General features: G+C 67.6%; 16 protein-coding genes and 1 pseudogene. 7 read left to right on the top strand and 10 right to left on the bottom strand.

Annotated elements, in window-relative coordinates:
- The first annotated feature begins 123 nt into the window (after positions 1-123).
- Positions 124-666, top strand: a complete 543-nt coding sequence (locus tag RI03_RS15515; RefSeq protein WP_010218460.1) for a CHAP domain-containing protein — start codon at positions 124-126, stop codon at positions 664-666.
- Positions 667-692: 26 nt separating this feature from the next.
- Here RI03_RS15515 and RI03_RS15520 read toward each other — a convergent pair whose 3' ends face one another.
- Positions 693-1,310 carry a retropepsin-like aspartic protease family protein gene (locus RI03_RS15520; protein WP_010162235.1) on the bottom strand — a complete coding sequence of 206 codons (618 nt, stop codon included), beginning with the start codon at positions 1,308-1,310 and terminating at the stop codon, positions 693-695.
- Between the two features lie 113 nt (positions 1,311-1,423).
- On the opposite strand from RI03_RS15520, the gene RI03_RS15525 reads away from it, so the two are divergent.
- Positions 1,424-3,202: a hypothetical protein gene (locus RI03_RS15525; RefSeq protein ID WP_238542403.1), complete on the top strand. Its 1,779-nt coding sequence runs from the start codon at positions 1,424-1,426 to the stop codon at positions 3,200-3,202.
- Positions 3,203-3,211: 9 nt separating this feature from the next.
- On the opposite strand, the gene RI03_RS24730 is transcribed toward RI03_RS15525, so the two are convergent.
- The gene (locus RI03_RS24730) at positions 3,212-4,435 is read right to left on the bottom strand and encodes a phosphate acyltransferase (RefSeq protein ID WP_338009640.1); all 1,224 of its coding nucleotides are present in this window, start codon (positions 4,433-4,435) and stop codon (positions 3,212-3,214) included.
- Positions 4,433-5,469: pseudogene (locus RI03_RS24735) on the bottom strand (malic enzyme-like NAD(P)-binding protein); the annotation flags it as partial. The gene RI03_RS24730 and the pseudogene RI03_RS24735, both read right to left, overlap by 3 nt.
- A gap of 168 nt (positions 5,470-5,637) precedes the next feature.
- On the opposite strand from RI03_RS24735, the gene RI03_RS15535 reads away from it, so the two are divergent.
- A complete protein-coding gene (locus tag RI03_RS15535) occupies positions 5,638-6,387 on the top strand; it encodes an SDR family oxidoreductase (protein WP_010218463.1) in 750 nt (249 codons plus the stop codon).
- A 307-nt stretch (positions 6,388-6,694) separates the two neighbouring features.
- Positions 6,695-9,268, top strand: coding sequence for a DNA mismatch repair protein MutS (gene mutS / locus RI03_RS15540; protein WP_010218464.1), 2,574 nt, complete (start codon positions 6,695-6,697; stop codon positions 9,266-9,268).
- Between the two features lie 109 nt (positions 9,269-9,377).
- Here the strand turns inward: mutS and RI03_RS15545 are convergent, their stop codons facing one another.
- Together RI03_RS15545 and RI03_RS15550 are read right to left on the bottom strand one after the other, a co-directional pair.
- The gene (locus RI03_RS15545) at positions 9,378-10,067 is read right to left on the bottom strand and encodes a GNAT family N-acetyltransferase (RefSeq protein ID WP_010218465.1); all 690 of its coding nucleotides are present in this window, start codon (positions 10,065-10,067) and stop codon (positions 9,378-9,380) included.
- A 67-nt stretch (positions 10,068-10,134) separates the two neighbouring features.
- Entirely contained in the window at positions 10,135-11,022 is an 888-nt protein-coding gene (locus tag RI03_RS15550) for an ion channel (protein WP_010218466.1), read from the bottom strand.
- A 76-nt stretch (positions 11,023-11,098) separates the two neighbouring features.
- Between RI03_RS15550 and RI03_RS15555 the strand changes: the two genes are divergently transcribed.
- Positions 11,099-13,843 (top strand): [protein-PII] uridylyltransferase, encoded by a 2,745-nt coding sequence (locus RI03_RS15555; protein ID WP_010218467.1) that lies wholly within the window; start codon positions 11,099-11,101, stop codon positions 13,841-13,843.
- Between the two features lie 127 nt (positions 13,844-13,970).
- Here RI03_RS15555 and infC read toward each other — a convergent pair whose 3' ends face one another.
- From infC to RI03_RS15580, 5 genes are all read right to left on the bottom strand, one after another.
- Positions 13,971-14,474, bottom strand: coding sequence for a translation initiation factor IF-3 (infC, locus tag RI03_RS15560; RefSeq protein ID WP_238542404.1), 504 nt, complete (start codon positions 14,472-14,474; stop codon positions 13,971-13,973).
- A 158-nt stretch (positions 14,475-14,632) separates the two neighbouring features.
- Positions 14,633-14,950, bottom strand: a complete 318-nt coding sequence (locus RI03_RS24110; RefSeq protein ID WP_010218469.1) for a hypothetical protein — start codon at positions 14,948-14,950, stop codon at positions 14,633-14,635.
- 51 nt (positions 14,951-15,001) lie between these two features.
- The gene (gene thrS, locus RI03_RS15570; RefSeq protein WP_010218470.1) at positions 15,002-17,008 is read right to left on the bottom strand and encodes a threonine--tRNA ligase; all 2,007 of its coding nucleotides are present in this window, start codon (positions 17,006-17,008) and stop codon (positions 15,002-15,004) included.
- Positions 17,009-17,167: 159 nt separating this feature from the next.
- Complete coding sequence (locus RI03_RS15575) at positions 17,168-18,415, bottom strand: methyl-accepting chemotaxis protein (RefSeq protein ID WP_010162224.1); 1,248 nt, start codon at positions 18,413-18,415, stop codon at positions 17,168-17,170.
- A 137-nt stretch (positions 18,416-18,552) separates the two neighbouring features.
- Positions 18,553-19,368, bottom strand: coding sequence for an LD-carboxypeptidase (locus RI03_RS15580; protein WP_010162223.1), 816 nt, complete (start codon positions 19,366-19,368; stop codon positions 18,553-18,555).
- Positions 19,369-19,414: 46 nt separating this feature from the next.
- On the opposite strand from RI03_RS15580, the gene RI03_RS15585 reads away from it, so the two are divergent.
- Together RI03_RS15585 and RI03_RS15590 are read left to right on the top strand one after the other, a co-directional pair.
- Complete coding sequence (locus RI03_RS15585) at positions 19,415-20,821, top strand: glutamate ligase domain-containing protein (RefSeq protein ID WP_010218472.1); 1,407 nt, start codon at positions 19,415-19,417, stop codon at positions 20,819-20,821.
- Positions 20,822-20,832: 11 nt separating this feature from the next.
- Positions 20,833-21,075 carry a DUF6356 family protein gene (locus tag RI03_RS15590; RefSeq protein WP_010218474.1) on the top strand — a complete coding sequence of 81 codons (243 nt, stop codon included), beginning with the start codon at positions 20,833-20,835 and terminating at the stop codon, positions 21,073-21,075.
- The last annotated feature ends 113 nt before the right edge of the window (positions 21,076-21,188 follow it).

The raw sequence follows: 21,188 nt of genomic DNA on the forward strand, positions 1-21,188 counted from the left end.
CGCCCAACTCGCTTCATCGGAAAAGGTTCCGTTCATCGGGGAGCAAGGGTTTTCATGCGGCCTGCGACCTGCTTTGACAGGATCAACGACGACCTAGACCAGTTTCAAGACCGTGGGGGTCCCATGAATTTCAAGGCTTTGACAGCGCGCTTTGCGCTGATGGTTGCGTGCGGCCTGATGACGGCGACCCCGGCGATGGCGCAGTTCTGGCAGTGCGCGCCCTACGCCCGGCAGATTTCGGGGATAGAGATCCGCGGCAATGCGAACACCTGGTGGTCGCAGGCCGCCGGCCATTATGCGCGCGGCCACGCCCCCAAGGTCGGCGCGGTCCTCGCCTTCACTGCAACCAACCGGATGCGCCTCGGCCATGTCGCGATGGTCAGCGAAGTCGTCAGCGACCGCGAAGTCCTGCTGACTCACGCCAACTGGTCGCACCGCGGCGGGATCGAGCGCGATGTCCGCGCGATCGACGTTTCGCCGGGCGGCGACTGGAGCATGGTCAAGGTCTGGTACGGTCCGCAGGGCGACCTCGGCACCTCGGCTTATCCGACCAGCGGCTTCATCTATTCCGATCATGCCCCGGCTGGCGACGATGCGGTCGAGCAGCAGACCAAGGCACCGATCGTGCTCGCGTCGCTCGACATGGGGACGACGGTCAGCTTCTAAGGCGACCCTCAGCAGCGGCCTTCGGCTCACCCCTGCGGGTGATGCGGCTGCAGGATCAGCACCCCGTCCTCGACCCGCCACGATTTCAGGCGCGACAGGAAATTCATCCCCACCACGTTCATGTCGCCAAAGGCGGGGGACACCACCACCGGCACGTCGCGCGCGACGACGTTGCCGATCCGAATCTCCGGCACGGTCGCGGTCTGCGCGGCGACGGTGCCATTGGCGGTCTGCATCATCACCGGCATCATCGCATCGCGCGGTTCGATCCCCGCCGCGGCGGCGGTATCGGCGCTGAGCGCAGTGACGGTCGCGCCGCTGTCGACGAGCATCCGCTTCTCGTAATCGCCGATCTTCACGCGCACCCAGAAATGCCCGTCGGGCGACATGTTGACCCGCGTTTCGCCACCGACCGCCTGTTGCTGCCCCATCTGGAAGCGCTGCGCCATCCGCGCGAACATCGGGTCGAACTGCGCGCGTTCGGACAGGATGACCAGCACCAGCACGATCGACCCGGCGGTGAACGCGAACGACACCAGCCGACCGATGAACGGCACCCGCCGCGCGACGATCATCACCGCGACGACACCGGCGATCAGGAGATACAGCGGCGCGTGGCCGCCAAGGTCAGGGAGCGCGTTCACGTCCGAAAGATAAGAACCCGCCCTGGCTTTCGAAAGACCGGGCCACCGCCCCTTCGCGCTATTCCATCGCCGCACGCGGCCGCTCGACCCCGGGGGTTGGCGATCCGGCGGAGGTGCCGACACGCCGGATCATGCCCCGATCCGCTATACCCCCGGTCAAACCATCGCGACGCTGCCGAGCGCGCGGGACAGGCCGGCCACCCGCTCGCACCGGGATCGACCACGTCCCGCGGCGGGGCAGGTTAGCGATCGGCCTTGAACGCCAACGGGATATTGCTGCGAACTCAACGGTCAGGCACCATCGCACGATCATCCCGTGGCAAAGGGGACACCACGACGTGCGCATGATTTCTCTTCTGGTTGTTCTGGCGGCGACGGCAAACATCGGTGTTGCCTGGGGACAACAGACAGATCCCCAGCCGCTCCCGAGCGACCAGTCTGCGCTGCCGGTGCTCGCTCAATATGGCACGGCGCCGAGTCAGGCGGCCGGTCTGGCCATCCTCGATCGCGCGCTGGCGTTGCTGCCACAACCGACCGCGTTTCGCGGTCAGGTGGTGTGCACGCGCGCGGCCCTGCTGGACGCGATGGAACGCCCGACGGAGTCGCGGGCGGGGTATGACCAATGCCGGCAATTGCGTCCGGACGACCCGAATGTCCTGATTCCGATCGCTCTCGACGAATCGACCCACCAGCGACCGGTCGAAGCCGCGCGGCTGTTGATGCACGCCGCCGCCCAGCATGCGTCCGGGCTCGATGCGGTCGACCCCGGAACAATGGGCACCATCGACCGGCGGCTCCGGTACATCGACCAAGGCAGCGTCGCGAACGACCTGATCGCCGGGCTGGTAGCCGCCGGATACCCGCGAAACGACCCTTCCACGCTCTCGAGATACACCACGATCGCCATCGTGAACCGGTTGCGCGCCGCCGATACGGCGGGCGCGACGCAACTCCTGCCGACGATCCTTTCGCCGAGCGACGGGATTGCCATGCTGATCGATCGCAAGTTCGCGCCGATCTGGCCCGCGATCGAACAATGGGCGGGCAGCGACCTGTCGGTCCAGCGGCGCGCGCTGCTGTCCGCGACCCGCGCCGCGTTCGAGATTTCGAACACGGACGAGGCGCGGCTGCGCTTTGCCGACGCATTGGTGGAGACGGGCCACGACCGGGAGGCGATCGATCTCATCGAAGAATGGCTGTTGACCCCGGCCACGCCGGATACTGCGTGGGACCGCAACATGGCGATCATGCATCAGGGGCGCTGGCTGGCCGAGCAGGGCAAGCACGCCGAGGCCATCAAGCGGATGCGCGCCGCCCTGAACGTTCCGGCTCCGCTCGCCGTCGGCAGCGAGAATATCACGCCGAACCTTGTCAGACACCTCCTGTTCGTGCGCGATTATGCTGGCGCGATCGACGTTCTCGATCACCATATGCCGACCAGTGACCACGTGGAGAGCCCGGCGACGATGGGCTATTTCGTCGCGTTGCGCGCGTGCGCGCTGGAGGGTCTGGGAAAGCACGCGAAGGCGGTTGCCGAACATCAACGGCTGGATGCGCTGTACCGGGGCAATCTCGGCGCCCAGAACCTCGCCGTCGCATGTCTGGGCTCGGTCGAGGAGCAGGCGCATTGGTGGCTGAAACGCGTGCAGCAGCAGGACCATACCGAAACGCTGGTCAGCCTGGCTGCGGCGCGATACGCCAAGGCGAACCATTTGCCGCCGGTGTCGCTCGAGGACGACATGTTGCGCCGGATCGAGAACCGGCCCGACATACGGCGGGTCTATCTGGAACTGGGCCGCGACCTGCCCGAACGCTACGCGCCCGGCCTGGACGATTTCAGGGCGGCCCCGCTCCCGCCCCGGCGGACACCCGCACCGGTGTCCGCCACCTGACGGAGTCGCTCAGCGCGCAATCCCGCCCGCCGCCAGCACCGCGAGCGTCACCAGTTCGCTCGCGGTCGAGGTCATCGGCGCGATCTGGACCGACTTTTCCATGCCGACGAGCATCGGCCCGATCACCGCGTCGCCGCCAAGCTCGCGCAGCAGCTTCGCCGAGATGTTGGCGGATTGCAGCCCCGGCATGATCAGCACGTTCGCTGGCCCCGACAGCCGCGCGAACGGATAATTCGCGAGCTGCTTCGGGTTAAGCGCGACGTCGGGGGCCATTTCGCCCTCATATTCGAACCCGACCTGCCGCGAATCGAGCACGCCAACCGCGGCGCGGATGTTCTCGAGCCAGTTGCCCTCCGGGTTACCGAAGGTCGAATAGCTGAGGAACGCGACCCGCGGTTCATGCCCCATGCGGCGTGCGACCAAGGCGGTCTGTTCGGCGATGTCGGCGAGTTCCTCGGCCGACGGACGCTCGTTGATCGTCGTGTCCGCCATGAACACGGTGTGGCTCTGCCCGACCATCAGATGGATCCCGAACGGGATCCGCCCCTCGGCGGGGTCGATCACGCGGCGCACCTCGCGCATCGTATGCGCGTACGTGCGGGTGATGCCGGTGATCATCGCATCCGCCTCACCGAGCTGGAGCAGCACCGCGCCGAAGATGTTGCGATCCTGGTTGATCATCCGCTCGCAGTCGCGGCGCAGATAACCGCGCCGCTGGAGGCGTTCGTACAGGAAATCGACCATCCGCGGGACGAGCGGCGAATTGCGGCTGTTGTGCAATTCGTAGCTGTCGGGATCGGCGACGCCGAGCGAGCGCAGCCGGTCCGGCACGTCGTCGCGCCCGACCAGCACCGGCGTGCCATAGCCGCCATCCTTGAACGCGATCGCCGCGCGCAGCACGACTTCCTCTTCGCCTTCGGCGAACAGCACGCGCTTGGGATGCGCCTTGGCGCCTTCATAGGCGAGCGTCAGCACCGACGTGGTCGGGTTGAGGCGGGCCTTCAGTTTATCGCGATACGCTTCGAGATCGAGGATCGGCTTGGTTGCAACACCCGAATCCATCGCCGCCTTGGCGACCGCGACGGGAATGATCTCCATCAGCCGCGGATCGAACGGCGTCGGGATGATATATTCGGGGCCGAAGGTGTGGTGCACGCCGTACGCGACCGCGACTTCCTCGGGCACCTGCTGCCGCGCGAGTGCCGCCAGCGCGCGGGCGGCGGCGAGCTTCATCTCGTCGTTGATCGTCGTCGCTCGCACGTCGAGCGCACCGCGGAAGATGAACGGGAAGCACAGAACATTGTTGACCTGATTGGGGAAATCCGAACGCCCGGTGCGATGATCGCATCGGGTCGCGCCGCCTTGGCCTCGGGCGGCGTGATCTCGGGATCGGGATTCGCCATCGCAAAGATGATCGGCTTGGGCGCCATCTTCATCAGCTCGTGCGCGGGCAATGCGCCCGCCGCCGAAACCCCGATGAACACGTCCGCTCCGTCGAGCGCCTCGGCGCGGGTCCGCTTGGTCGTGTTGACGGCATGCGCCGACTGCCACTGGTTGATGTCCTCGCGACCCTGATAGATCACCCCGCCCAGGTCGATCATCGTCAGATGGTCGCTCGGCAGGCCCATCGTCTTGATCAGCTCGGCGCAGGCGATCGCCGCCGCGCCCGCGCCGTTCATCACGACCCGGGTCGTCTTGATGTCGCGCCCGGTCAGGAACAGCGCGTTGATGAGGCCCGCCGCGCAAATGATCGCGGTGCCGTGCTGGTCGTCGTGGAACACCGGGATGTTCATCTTGGCGCGCAGCGACTGCTCGATGATGAAGCATTCGGGCGACTTGATGTCCTCGAGGTTGATGCCGCCGAAGCTCGGCTCCATCAGCTCGATCGCGTCGATCAGCCGGTCCGGGTCCTCGGTCTTCAATTCGATGTCGATCGCGTCGACGTCGGCGAAGCGTTTGAACAGGACGGCCTTGCCCTCCATCACCGGCTTGGACGCGAGCGCGCCGAGATTGCCCAGCCCGAGGATCGCGGTCCCGTTGGAGATGACCGCGACGAGATTGCCTTTTGCGGTATAATCATAGGCAAGGCTCGGATCGGCGGCGATCGCGAGCACCGGGACCGCGACCCCGGGCGAATAGGCCAACGCAAGATCGCGCTGCGTCGCCATCGGCTTGGACGCGATGATCTCGATCTTGCCGGGCCGCCCTTCCGAGTGGAACAACAGCGCCTCGCGCTCGGAAAACTGGACGTTTGATTCTTCGGACATGGGGGGCGCACTCCTGAATAGCGCTGCCTTAAGCAGAGTTTGCCCGGATGGGAACGCCTTCAGTCGACGCTACGGCGATCGAGGCTGGCGCGCGAGGCAGGCAGGTCGGCCTTGTGATAGACCATCCAGGCCATATCTGCAGCGCTATAGTCGCGCAGGAGACGCCGCATGAAGACGACCGGTAACACCCTTCTCATCACGGGCGGCGGCTCGGGGATCGGCCGTGCGCTTGCCGAACAGTTTCACGCGCGGGGAAATCGGGTGATCGTTGCCGGCCGCCGCGCGGAACCGCTCGCGGCGCTCGCCCGCGACCTGCCCGGAATCGCCACGGCCCTGCTCGACGTCGCGGACGCGGCGGACATCGCGCGTTTCGCGGCGCAGGTCGTCGCGGATCATCCCGCGCTCAACGCCGTGATCCACAACGCCGGGATCATGCGGCCCGAGAACATGGCGGCCGACCGCTATGACCTGACCGACGCCGAGGCGATGATCGCGACCAACCTGCTCGGCCCGATCCGGCTGACCGCGGCGCTGCTCCCGCACCTGCGCAAACAGGCGAATGCCGCTATCCTGACCGTCTCGTCCGGGCTGGCGTTCGTCCCGCTGGTCGTCACGCCGACCTATTCGGCAACCAAGGCGGCGATCCACAGCTGGTCGCAGTCGCTGCGATCGCAGGTGGCCGGGCTCGGGATCGACGTGATCGAGATCGCCCCGCCCGCGGTCGCGACCGACCTGATGCCGGGGCAGGCAACCAACCCCAATTCGATGCCGCTCGATGCCTATATCGCGGAGACGATGGCGTTGCTCGAGGCGAATCCAGAGGGGCCGGAGAATACGGTCGAACGCGTGAAGTTCCTGCGCGATGCCGAGCGCGAGGGGCGGTACGATTCGGTCTTCGCGATGCTCAACGGCGGGTGAGGCCAAGTCGGCGGGGACGGAAGTGGTCAATCGTCCCGCGCGACGGAAGGCGGGAGACCGGGTTTTCGCGAACCCCTCAACCGCCGTCCCCTTGAACTCGTTTCAGGGTCCACCCCGCAGCAAGTCCGGTCCTGGCCTGTTGCACGGTGGATGCTGAAACGAGTTCAGCATGACGGGAGGGGAGAAAGACCCTGTACAACCCGCCCGCCGACATCTGCCCCATGACGCGCGGCGGTTTCTTCGCTACCCAGCGGCAATGCCCGCCGCTTCTCCCGCCCCTGCCCCGACTACCGCCGCCCCCACGCCGATGATGGCGCAATATCTGACGCTCAAGGCGGAGGCGGCGGATTGCCTGTTGTTCTACCGGATGGGCGATTTCTTCGAGCTGTTCTTCGATGATGCGAAGATCGCCGCCGCCTGCCTCGACATCGCGCTGACCGCGCGCGGCGAGCATCACGGCGTGCCGATCCCGATGTGCGGCGTACCGGTCCATGCCGCCGACGGCTATCTCGCGCGGCTGATCAAGGCCGGACACCGCGTCGCGATCGCCGAGCAGACCGAAAGCCCCGCCGAGGCCAAGAAGCGCAGCGGCAAGACATTGGTTTCGCGGGCGATCGTCCGGGTCGTCACCGCCGGCACGCTGACCGAGGAAGCGCTGCTCGACGCGCGCAGCGCAAACTGGTGCGTCGCGATCGGCGAGGCAGGCGGCGCGGTGGCGATCGCCGCCGCCGACATTTCGACCGGGCGGTTCGAACTGATCGCGTGCGATCCCGCTGGGATCACCGCCGAACTCGCCCGCCTTGCGCCAGCCGAAACAATCACGTCGGACGCGAGCGACTTCGCCGAACTCGCGACGATGCTCCGCCCGCGCGCCGAGTTCGACAGTGGACGCGGCGAGGCGCGGCTCAAGGCGCTCTACGCGGTCGCGACGCTCGACGGGTTCGGGCAGTTCGACCGCGCCGCGCTGTCGGCCGCGGGCGGGCTGGTCGCCTATCTCGACCACACCGCGAAAGGCGCAATGCCGTTCCTGCGCCCGCCCCGGCTTGGTGCCAGCGCGCAGCACATGGCGATCGACGCGGCGACGCGCGAGAGCCTCGAACTGACCCAGACCACCACCGGCGCGCGCAAGGGCAGCCTGCTCGATTCGATCGACCGGACAGTGACCGCGGCGGGCGCGCGGCTGCTCGGCGCGGACATCGGCGCACCGCTGATGGAGCGCGGACTGATCGAAGCGCGGCTCGATCTCGTCGCGTTGCTGAGCGACGACAGCGGCCTGCGCGAGTCGCTCCGGGGCACGCTCCGCAGCATGGCGGATATCGGGCGCGCGCTCGGGCGGCTTGCGGCGGGGCGCGGTTCCCCGCGCGATCTCGGGCAGTTGCGCGACGGACTCGACGGCGCATGGCGGCTCGGCGAACGGCTCGGCACCATCGCCGCGCCGCCTGCGCTGCTCACCGAGCTCGCCCCCCGGCTGCGCGGACATGGCGCGCTGATCGACTTGCTGACGCGCGCGCTGGTTCCCGCGCCCCCGATCGATGCATCGGACGGCGGCTATATCGCGGCGGGCTATGACGCCGCGCTCGACGATCTGCGCGATGCGGGAGCGGGCGGGCGACGCGCGATCGCCGCGCTCGAGGCGGAGTTCCGCAGCCGGACCGGCGTGGCGCAGCTCAAGATCCGCCACAACGGCGTGCTCGGCTATCATATCGAAGTGCCGGCGCGCTCGGCGGACGGGCTGATGAAGCCCGACAGCGGGTTCATCCACCGCCAGACGATGGCGGGCGCGGTGCGCTTCAACGCGTCCGAACTCCACGAAGTCGCCGCCAAGGTGACGCAGGCGGGCGCGCATGCGCTCGCGGCGGAGGCGGCGCATCTCGAGGATCTGGTCGCCGCCGCCCTCGACCGGCGCGAGGCAATCGCAGCGACCGCCGATGCGCTCGCGCGGCTCGATGTTGCGGCAGCGCTTGCCGAGCGCGGTTGCGAAGGCGGATGGGCGCGGCCCGAGCTGGTCGACCACGCCTGTTTCGACATCACCGGCGGACGACACCCCGTAGTCGAGGATGCGCTCGCGAAACGCGGCGAGCGGTTCGTTGCCAATGACTGCCGGCTGTCGGAGGATTCACGGCTGTGGCTCGTCACTGGGCCCAACATGGGCGGCAAATCGACCTTCCTGCGCCAGAACGCCGCGATCGCGGTGCTCGCGCAGGCGGGGAGCTTCGTCCCCGCGACCGCCGCGACGCTCGGGCTGGTCGACCGCCTGTTCAGCCGCGTCGGCGCATCGGACAATCTCGCGCGCGGGCGCTCGACCTTCATGGTTGAGATGGTCGAGACCGCCGCGATCCTCGCGCAGGCGACGCCGCGCAGCTTCGTGATTCTTGATGAAGTCGGGCGCGGCACGTCGACCTATGACGGGCTCGCGATCGCCTGGGCGGTGGTCGAGGCGATCCACGACGACAATCGCTGCCGCTGCCTGTTCGCGACGCATTATCACGAGCTGACCCGGCTTGCGGAGCGCTGCGAGGCGCTGACGCTCCACCACGTCCGCGCGCGCGAGTGGAAGGGCGAGCTGGTGCTTCTGCACGAAGTGTCCGAGGGGCCGGCGGACCGGTCCTACGGGCTGGCGGTGGCGCGGCTCGCGGGGCTGCCGCCGGTGACGATCTCGCGCGCCAAGGCGGTGCTGGCGAAGCTCGAGGCGGGGCGCGCCAAGACCGGCGGGCTGGCGGCGGGGCTGGATGACCTTCCGCTGTTCGCCGCCGCGATCGAGGCGGAAGAAGAGGAATGCGACGCGATCCGCGCCGAGGTGGAGGCGCTGGACGTCGACGCGCTGACGCCGCGCGAGGCTTTGGAAACGCTGTACCGGTTGAAGGGGCTGGCGCGGGGGTAGCGGATCAGCTCCAAGCGCCCCCCCCAACCGTTCGTTTCGAGCGTAGTCGAGAAACCCGGCACCCGCGCAGGTTTCTCGACTTCGCTCGAAACGAACGGACAGGGACAATTCACCCCCGCGCCACCACGGTATAGGTCATCTCCCGCCGCACCTCGAACCCCAGCGCGCGATACAGCGCCACCGCGGGGTTGTCCGCGTAACTGTGCAGGAACACCCCTTCCCCGCGCTCCAGCAAAGGTGCCAGCACCGCTTCCATCAACGCCCGCGCGAAGCCCTGCCCGCGATAGTCGGGATGCGTGCACACCGCGCTGATCTCGCTGAACCCCGGCACCTTCATCCGCTCGCCCGCCATCGCGACCAGCCGGCCGCCGCGCCGCACGCCAATATAGCCGCCCTGCAGATGCGTCGCCACAAAGAACGGTCCCGGCGCGGTCAGCGTCGCGAGTGCCAGCATCTCGGCTGCGTCGGCATCCCCCAGCGGCACGATATCCAGCGCGTGCGACGTCCTATGGAGCCGGGTCGCGACCATCTGGTTCAGCCGCCGTTCCGACACCACGACCGTCCCCGGCAACGCCGCCGCCGCGCCGACCCCGAGCAGCCCGAGCGTCTCGCCGTCCTCGATCAATCCGACCAATGCGCGCAACGCTTCGGGCGAATCGTCCGCCGCCTCTCCGAACAGATTGACCTCGGGCCGGAACCGCACCGCGCGCGCATCGCCGAGCGCGAGGGCGGCCTGCCGTCCGGTCAGGCTATGCCAGATCGGGCGGTCGAGTGGGGTCGGGCTGGGTGTGTCGGTCATGCCATCTCCTCACCACGACCGGATGTCGCCCGCATCCCATGCCTTGCCGCCAAACCCCGCCGCCCGCTCACGCCGCATCGATCGTCAGCACCGCGTCCGCGATCGGCAAGGTCTCGTGCAGCAGCCGCAGGTCGAGGTGCGTCGTGCCATTCTCGTCGCTGATCACGTCGACGAATTCGTGATCGACACGCACCGTCTCGCGCGCATACCGCTTTCCGCCCAGCGACTGGCTGGCGAGCAAGGTGTCGATCCCGCTGAGCGACAAGGTCAGCATGAACCGGTCGCGATCGTCCGCGAGCGCGGCAAGGACCGGGCTGTCATCGTCGAGGATGTGTACCAGAGTCCATGCGAGCCCGAGCATCGGGTTCTGGTTGCGCACCAGCGGCAACTCGCTCAGCCGCCGGAAGGTGCGACCGTCGCCGACATGCACCAGCTCCAGCCAGCTCATCTGCGCGGTCACGTCGGCGAGCGGGCGCGAGCGTTTCGAGGCGACCCGCACCATCAGCGCACGCTTGCCCTGATACCGCCCGATCACCGCGACGTCGCTGAACAGCAGGCTTTCGCGCGGGCGGGCGAACCGCGCGAAGATCAGCCCGGTGATCGTCGCCGAAAAGAACAGCCCGGTCAGGATCTCGACCGCGGCGATCGCATGGCCAAGCCGCGTCACCGGCGCCATCACGCCGTACCCGACCGTCCCCAGCGTATCGACCGAAAAGAAGAAGCCGTCGATCACCGACCCCGGCTCCATCGTCCCGATCGCGCCCGGCAGCAACGCATAGAGTGTCCCGAACACGAGGTTGATCGCGACGAAGCTCGCCGAGACGAGTGCGATAAACCACGGCCAGCTCATCTCCATCACCCAGTAATAGAGATCGGCATAGGGCGACGGTGCCCCCGTCTTGACTGCGGGGAACCCGCCCATCTGGATGATCTGGCGCCGCGCGGGTCTGGTCATGGCAACAAGCCTTGGCCAAGCGCGCGAGTCCGTCAAGCCGCGTGACGTTCGATGACGCACATCCTATCTATCGAAAATGCCACCTCGCTTTGAATCCCTTCCGCAGCGCCGTTCGATCATCGACCGGCGCACCGTCGCCGACGCGCTCACCGCGCTCGAAGGGGACGCTAACACGCTGCGTGCCAGCGCGTTCGCGCTGCTCAAACAGGCGCTCGACGCGGGGCGCGCCGAGATCGGGCGACGATTGATCGAACATCCCTCGCGCGGGTTGGAAGCCGCGGCGGCACAGGCGTTTCTGGTCGATCAGTTGCTACGGCTGCTCTATGATTTCATGGTCCAGCGGATCTACCCCAACCCCAACCCCACCACCGGCGAACGCATTACGATCATCGCGGTGGGCGGCTATGGGCGCGGCGAGATGGCACCCTATTCGGACATTGACGTCGGCTTCCTCACCCCGGGCAAACAGCCGCCCTGGGCCGAGCAGGTGATCGAGGCGATGCTCTACACCATGTGGGACATGGGCCTGAAGATCGGCCACAGCAGCCGCTCGCTCGACGAGATGGTGCGACAGGCCAAGAGCGACGTGACGATCCGCACCGCCTTGCTCGAGGCCCGCTACGTGTGGGGCGATCAGACACTGTATGACGAGGCGGCACAGCGCTTCAAGACCGAGGTCCAGGCCGATACCGCGCGTCAGTTCATCGCCGACAAGCTCGCCGAGCGCGACGTGCGGCATCACAAGATGGGAGACACGCGCTACGTCGTCGAACCCAACGTCAAGGAGGCCAAGGGCGGCCTGCGCGACCTGCACACGCTCTTCTGGATCGGCAAGTACGCCTACAACGTTACCGAGCCGGGCGAGCTGGTCGAGGCGGGGCTGCTCAGCCGCGACGAATATCGCCAGTTCCACCGCGCCGAGAATTTCCTGTGGGCGGTGCGCTGCCACCTCCACGCGATTTCAGGCCGCGCCGAGGACCGCCTCACCTTCGACCTCCAGCGCGAGATCGCCGAGCGGATGCGCTTCGCCGACCGGCCCGGCAAATCCAAGGTCGAGCGGTTCATGCATTATTATTTCCTCCAGGCACGCACCGCGGGCGACCTGACGGGGGTGTTCCTCGCGCATCTCGACGAGAAGTTCGCAGCGCGCGGGCGGCGCTTCGGTTTTCCGGTGCTGCGGCGTTCGCCGCGCAAGCTCAACGGGTTCACGCTGGTGCGCGGGCGGCTCGCGCTACCCTCGGACGATTTCCTCGCGGAAAAACCGGTACGGCTGATCGAGCTGTTCGCGCTGGCCGACAAGCACGAGCTAGAGATCCACCCGCTCGCGATGCGCGCGGCGTCGCGCGATGCGAAGCTCGTCGACGAGATCCGGCAGGATCCGACCGCGAACGTCTTGTTCCTCGACGTGCTGACCAGCCACCGCGACCCAGAGACGGTGCTGCGCTGGATGAACGAGACGGGCGTATTCGGCCGCTTCGTTCCCGATTTCGGCCGCGTCGTCGCGCAGATGCAGTTCGACATGTACCACCATTATACCGTCGACGAGCATACGATCCGCGCGATCGGGCTGCTCGCGCGGATCGAACGCGGCATCCTCGCGGCGGACCATCCGTTGTGCACCGCGCTGCTCAAGCAGATCGTCTCGCGCCGCGCGCTGTATGTCGCGGTGCTGTGCCATGATATCGCCAAGGGGCGCGGTGGGGACCATTCCGTGCTGGGAGCCGAAGTTGCCGAGCGGCTTGCCCCGCGCCTGGGGTTGAGCCCGGCGGAAACCGAAACGGTTTCGTGGTTGGTGCGCTGGCATTTGCTGATGTCCGCGACCGCGTTCAAGCGCGACCTGTCGGACTTCAAGACGATCCTCGATTTTACCGCCGTGGTGCAAAGCCCCGAGCGGCTGCGCCTGCTGCTGGTGCTGACCGTGGTCGATATTCGCGCGGTCGGCCCCGGTGTGTGGAACGGGTGGAAGCGTCAGTTGCTCTCGGATCTGTACGAATCGGCCGAGGAAGTGCTTCGGCTCGGCCACAAGCAGAAGGGCCGGACCGAGCGGATCGCCGCCAAGCAGATCGCGCTCCGGGATGCGCTGCAGTGGAGCGATGCCACGTTCGACGCACTCGTCGCCAAATTGCCCGAACCCTATTGGGTCGCCGAACCCGAAGACGTCATCGCCGACAATGCCGCGCTGATCGCGCAGGCAGGCGAGACCGCGCTTTCGATCGCGGCGCGCGTTTATCCCGAACGCGGCGCGACGCTCGTCACCGTCTATGCGGCCGACCATCCCGGGCTGTTCTACCGGATCGCGGGCGCGATCAGCATTGCCGGGGGGAACATCATCGACGCGCGGATCCACACCACGCGCGACGGCATGGCGCTCGACAATTTCCTGGTGCAGGATCCGGTCGGACGGCCGTTCGACGAGGACGGCCAGCTCCTTCGCCTCAAGAAAGCGATCGAGGATGCGCTGGCGAACCGCGTCAAGCTGGTCGACCGGCTGCTGGCGAAGCCGTTGCCACGGACGCGCGCTGAAGCGTTTCCGATCGCGCCCAACGTGCTGATCGACAACAAGGCGTCGAACCGCTTTACCGTGATCGAGGTCAACGCGCGCGACCGGCCCGCATTGCTCCACCAATTGGCGCACGCGCTGTTTCAGTCGAAGGTGACGATCCACTCGGCGCATGTCGCGACCTATGGCGAGCGTGCGGTCGATACGTTTTATCTCACCGATCTGACGGGCGAGAAAATCGGGGCCGGCAGCCGCTTGCGCACGATCGAGCGCCGCCTGCTCAGCGCGGCGGCGGGGGAGCGGCTGGTGGAGGCGGCTTAGCCCACATCCTTCGTTTCCCCGGCAAGGGCCGGGGCCCAGTAGCGCAGGTTTCGGGAACGCGCGCTGCGCTTCGATCCCCCGCCCGTCTTGCTGGACCCCGGCCTTCGCCGGGGAAGCACATCGGTCGTTATTTCGGCGCGAGCACCATCAGCATCTGACGGCCTTCCATGCGCGGATAGGCCTCGACCTTGGCGGTCTCGGTCACATCGGCCTGGACACGCTGGAGCAGCGCCATGCCGAGCTGGCCGTGGCTGAGCTCGCGGCCGCGGAAGCGGAGCGTGATCTTGACCTTGTCGCCTTCGTCGATGAACTCGAGCACCTTCTTCATCTTGGTGTCGTAATCGTGGTCATCGATGTTCGGACGCATTTTGATCTCCTTGATCTCCTGCGTCTTCTGCGACTTGCGCGCGAGGTTCGCCTTTTTCTGGGCCTCGTACTTGAACTTGCCGACATCGAGGAACTTCGCGACGGGCGGATCGGCGTTGGGCGACACCTCGACCAGATCGAGACCGACCTTGCGCGCCTGCTCCATCGCCTCGCGCGTGTACATCACGCCAAGGTTCTCGCCGTCCTGGTCGATCACGCGGACCTTGGCGGACTGGATGAATTCATTGAAGCGAGGGCCATTCATCGGCGGCGCCTGGCGGTTCATCGGGGGTCGGATAGGTGTAGCTCCTCTGGTCGTTGACAGTCGTATATAGGGGTTTTCGGGGGAAAACGAAAGATGCGCTCGTGCACCAAGTGACGATCCGAGCGGGGGCAGGTTTCGTTGGGAGACTCCCCTCCCCTTCAGGGGAGGGGCTGGGGGTGGGGCCGTGTCTCACCGAGAGTTTGGCTCTGCTGCACGTCCCCCCCCCCAACCCCCCCCCCCCCGCCCGCCCGTCGCGTCGTCGCGCGCGCGCGCGCGCGCGCGCGCGCGCGCGCGCGCGCGCGCGCGCGCGCGCGCGCGCGCGCGCGCGCGCGCGCGCGCGCGCGCGCGCGCGCGCGCGCGCGCGTCGCGCGCGACGACGCGCGCGCGCGCGCGCGCGCGCGCGCGCGCGCGCGCGCGCGCGCGCGCGCGCGCGCGCGCCCCCCCCGTGTCTCACCGAGAGTTTGGCTCTGCTGCACGTCCCCACCCCAACCCCTCCCCTGAAGGGGAGGGGCTAAGGGCGAGTGGCGTTACAGGTCCGGCGCCTTGGCCGCTTCCGTGAGCATCGCGATCGCATCGTCGAGCGTCAGGAACTGCTGCCGATCGCTCCCCAACTGGCGCAGCGCGACCTTGCCTTCCTCAGCCTCGCGCTTGCCGACGACGAGCAGGTTGGGAACCTTCGCCAGCGAATGCTCGCGTACCTTGTAGTTGATCTTCTCGTTACGCAGATCGGTCTCGACCCGGATTCCCGCCCCCTTGAGCTTCTCGGCCACTTCGCGCGCATAGTCGTCGGCGTCGGACACGATCGTCGCAACGACCGCCTGCACCGGCGACAGCCAGAGCGGGAAGCGCCCGGCGTGATGCTCGATCAGGATGCCGATGAAGCGTTCGAACGTGCCCAGGATCGCGCGGTGGAGCATGATCGGGCGGTGGCGTTCACCGTCAGCGCCGACGTAGCTCGCATCGAGTCGCTCGGGCAGCACGCGGTCGGACTGGATCGTGCCGACCTGCCACGTCCGCCCGATCGCGTCGGTCAGATGGAATTCGAGCTTGGGTGCATAGAACGCGCCCTCGCCCGGCAGTTCCTCGAACTTCGCCTTGATCGACTCGCTTAGGCTCGACCCAAGCACTGCCTTGCGCAACTCCTCCTCGGACTGGTCCCACATCTCCTCGGTGCCGAACCGCTTCTCGGGCCGCAGCGCGAGCTTGACCGCATAATCCTCGAACCCGAGGTCGCGGTACACGCTGTCGAGCAGCTCGCAGAATTGCTGGACCTCGGCGACGAGCTGATCCTCGCGGACGAAGATGTGCGCGTCGTCCTGCGTGAACTGGCGGACGCGCATGATGCCGTGGAGCGCGCCGTGCGGCTCGTTGCGATGGCAGCAGCCGAATTCGGCCATGCGGATCGGCAGGTCGCGATACGATTTGATCCCCTGGCGGAAGATCAGCACGTGCGCCGGGCAGTTCATGGGTTTCAGCGCCATCAGGTCGGCGGTGCCGCTGAACACGGCGGCGTCGTCCTCGGTGTTGGGGATCTCGTCGGGCACCACGAACATGTTCTCGCGATACTTGCCCCAATGGCCCGACTGTTCCCACTGGCGTGCGTCCATCAGCTGCGGGGTCTTCACCTCGGCATAGCCCGCCGCGTCGAGCCGGCGACGCATATACGCCTCCAACTGCCGCCACAGGATGAAGCCCTTGGGGTGCCAGAAGACCGAGCCCTGCGCTTCGGACTGGAGATGGAACAGGTCCATTTCCTGCCCGATCTTGCGATGGTCGCGCTTGCCCGCTTCCTCGAGCATCGTGAGATGCGCATCGAGCTGCTTCTTGTTGAGCCAGCCGGTGCCGTAGATGCGGCTGAGCATCGCGTTCTTCTGGTCGCCGCGCCAGTACGCGCCCGACACGCGCGTCAGCTTGAACGCGTTCGGGTCGAGCTTGCCGGTCGAGACCATGTGCGGCCCGCGGCACATGTCAAGCCACTTGCCCTGGCGGTAGATCGTCAGTTCCTCGCCGTCGGGAAGCTCGGCGGCCCATTCGGCCTTGAACGTCTCGCCCTGCTGCTGCCAGGTCTCGATCAGCTGCTCGCGGCTCCACACTTCGCGGACGAACGGCTCGTTGCGGCCGATGATCGCGCGCATCTCGGCTTCGATCGCGGGCAGGTCGTCGTCGGTGAAGGGCCGGTCCTTGCCGTTGATCTTGGGGGGCGCGAAGTCGTAATAGAAGCCGTCGTCGGTCGCCGGGCCGAAGGTGATCTGCGTGCCGGGGAACAGGTGCTGCACCGCTTCCGCCATGACGTGCGCGAGATCGTGCCGCGCGAGTTCGAGCGCATCCGCCTCGTCGCGCGCGGTGACGAGCGCGAGCGCGCTGTCGCCATCGAACGGGCGCATGATGTCGCGCAACTCGCCATCGACGCGCGCGGCGATCGCCGCCTTGGCGAGACCCGGGCCGATCGCCGCGGCGATGTCTGCCGGCGTAGTCCCCGGGGCTACCTCGCGGACGGAACCGTCGGGTAGCGAGATGCGGAACAGCGCGGACATGAGGACAGGGTCTTTCCGTGGATGAAGGGAACCCGCGGCTTAAGCCGGGTGCGCCGATATAGGCAAGCGCGCGTGTTCCGTCACCCTGTCATGGGTCTGTCGCGGTGTGCCCGCAAACGAGGCCGTCCCCCCGGGACACGCCCGGGGTGCCCTGCCCCCTCAGGCGTAGGCGCGCCGCGCAGGCTCGACCTGGAACCGGTCGGCCTGTTCGGCAAGCTGGACGACCACTTCGGTCAGGTTGCGCGCCGCCGCCGAGGTCTGCTCGACCATCGCGGCATTCTGCTGGGTTGAGGTGTCCATTTCATGCACCGCGCTGCTGACTTCGCTGATCGCGCTCGCCTGTGCGGCATTGTCGTTGGCGATCTGCTCGGCCAGCCGCGCCGCCTGCTCGCCCGAGGTGAGGATCACGCCGAACGCGCTGTCGACTTCCTGCACCGCATCCACCGCCGCGCCGATGTCGAGCCGCGTCACGCTCAACTGGTCACGCGCGCGCTTCGCCTCTTCCTCGGCGCGCATCGCGAGCGCGCTGACGAGATCCGCGACGACCGCGAAGCCGCGCCCGGCATCGCCCGCGCGTCCGGCCTCGACCGCTGCGTTCATCGCGAGGACGCGGGTCTGGAACGCGATCTTGTCGAGCCCCTCGATCACGTCGTCGATGCCCTTCGCGCTGTCGAGCACCCGCGTCATCGCCTGAACCGCGACGTCGGTGCGCTCGCGCCCGGTCTGGACCGCGGTCTTCGCCTGTTCGGACGTCTCGACCGACTGCGTCGCGGCGCGCGCGGTCGCCTTGAGCCGCGCATCGACCTGCTGGATCGCGGCGGCGGTTTGCTCGAGGCTCGCCGCATTGCCTTCGGTGCGGCGCGCGAGGTCGCTCGCGGCCTGGGCGATTTCGGTCGAGCCGGTCTGGATATTGCCCGTGCTCGCCATGACCGAGCCGAGCAGCGTGCGCAAATTCTCGAGCGCGTCGTTGAACGCCGCCTTGAGCGGCTGATAGACCGGGGGATAGTCCTCGACGATATCGGCGGTCAGGTCGCAGTTCGACAGCCGATCGAAATTGCCCGACAGCCGCTGGATGATCTGAGAATTGACCTCGAATTCGGCGTTGAGCCGCTGCTGCTCCTGCGCGGTCGCGCGGAACGTGCCCATCGCCTTGGTCATGCGCCCGACGCAATCCTTGTAGTCGGTGAAGTCGATCGGCGTATCGAGGTCGCCCGCGGCGAGCCCCTCCATCCGCACCACCGTCGCGACATAGGGTACGCACACCGCTTCGCGGAACAGATGCGCCAGCACCACGCCGACCCCGGTCGCACCCAGTGCGACCCACACCGAAACCGATGGCGGGAACAGCGCGGTCGCCAGCGTCACCGCCCCCAGCAACGCCACGAACGTGCCGTACGATACCAACATCTTCAAACGGATAGGCGCATCGGCCCGAAACCAATTCATAGGATAACCCCGCGCTGTAGGACGGCGTGCGACGCCACGCTGCCCCCATCATAGAAAGCGGAGCTACCGCACGTTTCGCGCAGGGAATTTTTTTCGCGTCAGGCGACGCCGAACGGCACCACGCGATTGCCGCGATAATGGCCGATCTCGGCGCGCCCGAGATACGGCACGCGCATCTCGCCGCACCAGCGCGTAATCATCGTTTCGATCGTCTCGCCAAATTCGGGCTCGTTCGCCTGCACCTCGGTGATCTGCCCGAGCCGTACCCCGGCAATCCCTTTCAACTGTGTCGCATGCGCCATCGTGAACAGCATGCGGTCGATCCGGTACAAGGGCTCGGAGACCTCCTCGACGATCAGGACGTGGTCGGTCAGGTCGGGCAACCAGGGCGAGCCGATCAGCCCGGTCAGGATCGCGAGGTTGAACGCCGCCGCCGGGCGCCCGTCGAGCCCGGGCTCGAGCACCGACCGGTCCTTCTTCGTGAGCCACAGCAACGCGCGGGTGAACCCGACCCCGCCGTCACCGCTCCCCGCAGTCGACACCATCGGCCCGTGGACCGGCCGCCCGATCCGCGCGGCGTAGAGCGCGCCGAGCAGGAACCCCATGTCGGAAAAGCCGAGATACGTCTTGCGCCGCGCCGCCTCGCCGAGCGCGGGGATCACCGCCTGCAGGATCCGGTTCGACCCGTAGCCGCCCCGCGCGAACCACAAGGCGTCGATCGTCGGATCGTTCGCCATCTCGACGAACGCGGCGGCACGTGCCGCGTCCGAGCCTGCGAAATGCCCTTCGGACAGGAAACATTGCGGGTGGAACACCAGATCGACCTCGGGCGCGGCCACCGCCGCCAGCCCCTGCGCGCGCGCCGCGAGCGCCGCGTCGATCCCCCGCGCGGGGGCCACCACTCCGATCTTCATCACATTTCCCGTGGCGATTTCCGTTGACCCGCGATAGCCCCGCCTGATGACCAACGGCAAACCCTACTTCTTCGTCGGCATTGGTGGCAGCGGGATGATGCCGCTCGCAATGATCCTCGCCGGGCGCGGCGCCACCGTGGCGGGTTCGGACCGGACGCTCGACGCCGGGCGCCTGCCCGCCAAGTTCGACGACCTCGCCGCCAAGGGCGTCACGCTGTTCGCGCAGGACGGCTCGGGTGTCACCTCGGCCGAGCAGATCGTCGTCGCTTCGGCCGCGGTCGAGGCGAGCGTCGCGGACATCGTCGCGGCGGAGCGCGTCGGCGCGGCGCGGCTGAGCCGCCCCGAACTGCTCGCCTCGCTGTTCAACGCGAGCGCGCTGCCGATCGGCGTCGCGGGGACGAGCGGCAAATCGACCGTGACGGGGATGATCGGCTGGATCCTCCACGCCTGCGGGCGCGACCCGACCGTGATGAACGGCGCGGTGATGAAGAATTTTGTACGCGACGACGCCCCCTTCGCGAGCGCGCTGGTCGGCGACGGCGAAGCCTTCGTCAGCGAAGTCGACGAGAGCGACGGCTCGATCGCGCTGTACCAGCCGAAGATTGCGGTGCTCAACAACGTCAGCCTCGACCACAAGTCGCTCGAGGAACTGCGCGCGCTGTTCTCGGCATTCGCGGAGAAGGCGGAGACGACGATCCTCAACGTCGGCGATCCCGAAGCGGCGGCGCTGGCGCGCGGGCTCGACCCCGCGCGGCTGGTGACGTTCGCGATCGACCAGAGCGCGGATTTGCGCGCGACCAACCTCGTCCCCGCCCCGTCCGCGATCACCTTCGATCTTGTCGCGAAGGGGGAGACGCAGCGGGTGCGGCTGTCGGTGCCCGGCGCGCACAACGTCTCCAATGCGCTCGCGGCGCTCGGCGCGGCGCGCGCGGCGGGGGTGCCGCTCAAGGACGCGATCCGCGCGATCGAGGGGTTCACCGGGCTCAAACGCCGGTTCGAGCGGGTCGGCGAAGCGCTAGGCATCACCGTGATCGACGATTTCGGGCACAATCCCGACAAGATCGCCGCGACGCTGGCGACGCTCCACGCCTTCCCCGGCCGGTTGCTCGTGCTGTTCCAGCCGCATGGTTATGGCCCGCTCAAGGTGATGCGGCACGAACTGATCGCGATGTTCCGGGCGCAGCTCGGCGAAGACGACCGGCTCGTCTTGCCCGACCCGGTCTATCAGGGCGGCACCGTTTCGCGCGAAGTGACCAGCGCGGACATCGTCGCCGGGATCGGCCCGCGCGCGTGCCACATCCCCGATCGCGCCGATGCCGCAAGCTGGCTGGTCGAGCAGGCGTGCCCCGGCGACCGGATCGTGGTAATGGGGGCACGCGACGATACGCTCAGCCAGCTCGCCGTCGACCTGCTGGCGCGGATTGCCGCGAAACCCGGCGTGCCTGCCGCCTGAAGGAGATGCTCATGATCCGCCGCCTGTTCCTCGACCATCCCGCCACCGTCGGCGAAAGCTACACCGAGCATTTCGGTGTCGCCTCGCGCTTCGGGGTCACGATGATCGTCGGCGGCCTTGGCGCGATCGTCCATGCGTTCGTCCCGGCGTGGTGCAAGACCAGCGGGAGCAAGACAGTCGCCAAGCTTCACCGCCAGATGGTGGTGAAACGCGGCGAAGTCGCACAGGTGCGCAGCGTCGATTACGTGATCTGACGCGCCTTACTGTTCAACGCCCTAGTTCCCCGGCAAGGGCCGGGGCCCAGGGTTGCCAGGCACTACGCCCGTAACCCCGGACTCCCGCCTGCGCGGGAGAACGACGGTCGGCG

It is taken from the genome of Sphingomonas sp. PAMC 26621 (assembly GCF_000251145.1).
Taxonomy (GTDB): domain Bacteria; phylum Pseudomonadota; class Alphaproteobacteria; order Sphingomonadales; family Sphingomonadaceae; genus Sphingomonas.

Excerpts from the sequence above, each read along its gene's own strand:
- RI03_RS15515 (WP_010218460.1), top strand. The coding sequence starts at position 124 with ATGAATTTCAAGGCTTTGACAGCGCGCTTTGCGCTGATGGTTGCGTGC.
- RI03_RS15585 (WP_010218472.1), top strand. The coding sequence starts at position 19,415 with ATGACCAACGGCAAACCCTACTTCTTCGTCGGCATTGGTGGCAGCGGG.
- mutS (WP_010218464.1), top strand. The coding sequence starts at position 6,695 with ATGATGGCGCAATATCTGACGCTCAAGGCGGAGGCGGCGGATTGCCTG.
- RI03_RS15580 (WP_010162223.1), bottom strand. The coding sequence starts at position 19,368 with ATGAAGATCGGAGTGGTGGCCCCCGCGCGGGGGATCGACGCGGCGCTC.
- RI03_RS15555 (WP_010218467.1), top strand. The coding sequence starts at position 11,099 with ATGCCACCTCGCTTTGAATCCCTTCCGCAGCGCCGTTCGATCATCGAC.
- RI03_RS24730 (WP_338009640.1), bottom strand. The coding sequence starts at position 4,435 with ATGAAGCTCGCCGCCGCCCGCGCGCTGGCGGCACTCGCGCGGCAGCAG.
- RI03_RS15590 (WP_010218474.1), top strand. The coding sequence starts at position 20,833 with ATGATCCGCCGCCTGTTCCTCGACCATCCCGCCACCGTCGGCGAAAGC.
- RI03_RS15535 (WP_010218463.1), top strand. The coding sequence starts at position 5,638 with ATGAAGACGACCGGTAACACCCTTCTCATCACGGGCGGCGGCTCGGGG.
- RI03_RS15550 (WP_010218466.1), bottom strand. The coding sequence starts at position 11,022 with ATGACCAGACCCGCGCGGCGCCAGATCATCCAGATGGGCGGGTTCCCC.
- RI03_RS15575 (WP_010162224.1), bottom strand. The coding sequence starts at position 18,415 with ATGTTGGTATCGTACGGCACGTTCGTGGCGTTGCTGGGGGCGGTGACG.
- thrS (WP_010218470.1), bottom strand. The coding sequence starts at position 17,008 with ATGTCCGCGCTGTTCCGCATCTCGCTACCCGACGGTTCCGTCCGCGAG.
- infC (WP_238542404.1), bottom strand. The coding sequence starts at position 14,474 with ATGAATGGCCCTCGCTTCAATGAATTCATCCAGTCCGCCAAGGTCCGC.
- RI03_RS15545 (WP_010218465.1), bottom strand. The coding sequence starts at position 10,067 with ATGACCGACACACCCAGCCCGACCCCACTCGACCGCCCGATCTGGCAT.